The 3,354-nt window shown below is 70.2% G+C and carries 3 protein-coding genes; 1 reads left to right on the forward strand and 2 read right to left on the reverse strand.

The features are described 5' to 3' along the window. Positions 1–1,032, reverse strand: a 1,032-nt coding sequence (locus ACTIFU_RS23210; RefSeq protein WP_439580697.1) for a hypothetical protein, incomplete at its 3' end; no start/stop codon positions are given. 169 nt (positions 1,033–1,201) lie between these two features. On the opposite strand from ACTIFU_RS23210, the gene ACTIFU_RS23215 reads away from it, so the two are divergent. After that, complete coding sequence (locus ACTIFU_RS23215) at positions 1,202–2,104, forward strand: polyphosphate kinase 2 family protein (RefSeq protein WP_439580698.1); 903 nt, start codon at positions 1,202–1,204, stop codon at positions 2,102–2,104. Positions 2,105–2,110: 6 nt separating this feature from the next. On the opposite strand, the gene ACTIFU_RS23220 is transcribed toward ACTIFU_RS23215, so the two are convergent. Then, positions 2,111–3,286 (reverse strand): M20 aminoacylase family protein, encoded by a 1,176-nt coding sequence (locus ACTIFU_RS23220; protein ID WP_439580699.1) that lies wholly within the window; start codon positions 3,284–3,286, stop codon positions 2,111–2,113. Positions 3,287–3,354: the final 68 nt, after the last annotated feature.

The raw sequence follows: 3,354 nt of genomic DNA on the forward strand, positions 1-3,354 counted from the left end.
GGCGTAGAGCGCAATGATCGGCACCGGCCCGGCATTGACGACCCTTGCCGCGCCGGCAGCCGGCGCGTCCACCCATCCCGCCTCGATCACGAGCTCACTCATCCGACAAAGATCGACACCCGACTTCTCCTCGCGGGTGCCATCGTCGTAGTTGATGCGCACCGTGAAGGCGCAGCCCTGGCCAGGATCGATGTCGATGTCGATCGTGTCGCCCTGCGACAGCATGCGCACGCCGAGCCGATCCTCGCCCTGGTCGCGCGCGCCGTCCGGGAAGATGTACACGGTGAACACGGTGCGGCCGGAGCGGTTGATCAGCGTCACGCGCGGCCCGGCCGCCCCGGGCGTCGTTCCGGGCCCAACCGCGCCCGGGGTGAAGGCGGCGAGGTCTTCAGCCACCGTCCAGCCCGGCGCGACGGTCAGCGGCGCGATCGCACAGAGATCGACATTGTGCCGCTCCTCGGCCGCGTTGTTGTCGTACTCGACGCGGATGTCGTAGCTGCATCCCTGGTCAGGCACCTGCGCGGTGAAACGCGACCCGGCCTCGAAGATCGACTGGCCGAGCCGATCCTCCAGCCATTCGGTGCCGCCGGCCGGACGGATGTAGAGGTACATGATCGTGCGCGGCCCTGCGTTGACGAGATCGACATCCCGGTCGGGCCCGGCGGCCGCCGCGCTGCGCGCGGCGATCACCTCGCGCTCGCGGCAGATGTCGACGCGCTCGCGGATGTCCTCGACGCCGTCGTCGAAGATGATGCGGATATCGGCCGAGCAGCCGAAGCCCGACGGCAACCGGACGACAAAGCTCCGCCCCGCTGGCACCATCTCGTTGCCGAGCCGATCCGGCCCCCAGTTCCGCGCGCCGGTTCCCCCCCGGGCGACGAACAGCTCGTAGACCGTGACTTCGCCGTCATTCTTCAGGGTGAAGCTCGGGGCCGGCTGCTGGCGCTGGGCCTGCTGGGCGGCGACAGGCGCCGCCCCGAGGGCAAGCGTCAGCAGCGCGGCGCTCGCAACAATGGGCCTTAGCCGGTGCATCGCCGTGACCTCCTCCCTCGCGCGCCGCTGCGGCCGGCGCCGTGGCACCACCACGATGCCACGCCCCCTTCCGGCACCGCAACCGCGCGGCCCCCGTCCGCCCATCGACATTGCGGAGTAATGACGCTCCGCCGTAGCGTGTGCCGATCCGGCCGGGAGGGGACGTGGAATGGACAAGGCGATGCGCGGCAGGTTCGGTCGCCTGCTGGCTCGGTACCGCGTCACCAAGGGCAAGGCGTTCCGGCTCAAGGAGTTCGATCCCGCCGACACCGCCGGGCTCGACTACAGCAAGGCCGAGGCGCGCGAACTGCTCGCGCGCGGCACTGCCCTGCTCGCCGAGGAACAGGCCAAGCTTTATGCCCAGGACCAGTGGTCGGTGCTGGTGATGCTCCAGGCGATGGACGCCGCCGGCAAGGACGGCACGATCAAGCACGTGATGAGCGGGGTGAACCCGCAGGGCTGCGATGTGTTCAGCTTCAAGGCACCGCATGCCGAGGAGCTCGACCACGACTTTCTCTGGCGCCACGTGCGGAGGCTGCCCGCACGCGGCCATATCGGCATCCACAACCGCTCCTGGTACGAGGAGGTGCTCGTCGTGCGGGTGCACCAGGACATCCTGGCGCGCCAGAAGCTGCCCGACGCGGTGCGCGGCAAGCGCATCTTCGCGCGCCGGCTGGAGGACATCGCCGCGTTCGAGCGCTATCTCACCAACCAGGGCACTGCGATCGTGAAGGTGTTCCTGCACGTCTCGCGCAAGGAGCAGAAGAAGCGGTTTCTCGAGCGGATCGACCACCCCGAGAAGAACTGGAAGTTCTCCTCCCGCGACATCGCCGAGCGCGGCTACTGGAACGACTACATGACAGCCTACGAGGAGGCGATCCGCGCGACCGCCGCCCCGCACGCGCCGTGGTACGTGGTGCCCGCCGACAACAAGTGGTTCACCCGCCTGGTCGTCGCGGGCGCGCTGCTCGCCGCGATGGGCGATCTCGAGCTCGCCTTCCCCACCCTGCCGGCGGAGGAGAAGGCAAGGCTCGCCGAGGCGCGGGCGAAGCTCGTGGCGGAGAAGGACTGATCGCGCTCAGCGCCGCGGCAGCTCCTGCTCGACGAGCTGAGCCCAGAACGCCGCGCCGATCGGCAGGATCTCGTCGTTGAAGTCGTAGCGCGGGTTGTGCACCGGCACGCTGCCGGCGCCGTCCCTGCCGCGCTGGCCGATGCGCACGAAGCAGCCCGGCACCTTCTGCGCCATGTAGCTGAAGTCCTCGCCGCCCATGCGCACCGGCAGCGTGTGGTGCACCTTGCCCTCGCCGAGCAGCGCGGCCGCCGCGCGCGCCGCCGCCTCGGTCGCCTCGGGGGCGTTGATCACCGGCGGGTAGCCGCGGCGGTAGTCCACGTTGACGGTCGCTCCGAACGCGCTGGCGAGCGACTGTGCGATCTCGCCCATGCGCCGTGCGATCAGGTCCTGCACCTCGGGATTCCGCGTGCGCACGGTGCCGTTCAGCATCGCGTCCTCGGGAATGACGTTGCCGGTCGAGCCGGCATGGAACTGGGTGATGGACACGACCGCCGGGTCAGCCGGATCGATGCCGCGCGCGACGATGGACTGCAAGGCCAGCACCAGATGCGAGCCGACGATGACCGGATCGACCGTCTGGTGCGGGCGCGCGGCATGGCCGCCCTTGCCCGTGATGGTGATCGTGAAGCGGTCGGAGGCGGCCGAGACCGCGCCCTCGGCCACCGCCATCTCGCCCACCGGCATCTGGTAATCGTTGTGGGCGCCGAACACGCGGTCGCAGGGGAACAGGTCGAACAGCCCCTCCTCGACCATGATGCGGCCGCCGCCCGCGCCCTCTTCGGCCGGCTGGAAGATGAAGTGCACCGTGCCGTCGAAGTTGCGCGTCTCGGCCAGGTACTTCGCGGCGCCGAGCAGCATGATGGTGTGCCCGTCATGGCCGCAGGCGTGCATGCGGCCAGGGTTCTGCGAGCGGTGGGGGAAGTCGTTCGCCTCCTCCATCGCCAGTGCGTCCATGTCAGCGCGAATGCCGATCGCGCGCGTGCCGTTGCCCACCTTGAGGGTTCCGACCACGCCGGTGCGTGCCAGGCCGCGATGCACGGCGATGCCCCACTCGGCGAGCTTGGCCGCGACGATCTCGGAGGTGCGGTGTTCCTCGAGGCCGAGTTCGGGGTGGGCGTGCAGGTCGCGGCGCCACTCGGTCAGTTCCGGCGCCATGGCGGCGAGTCGGTTCGGGACGGGCATTCGGGTCTCCTGTTCAAGCGCTGGGGGGGGGGGGGGGGGGGGGGGGGGGCCCCCCCCCCCCCCCCCCC

Source organism: Elioraea sp., from assembly GCF_051860475.1.
GTDB lineage: Bacteria > Pseudomonadota > Alphaproteobacteria > Acetobacterales > Acetobacteraceae > Elioraea.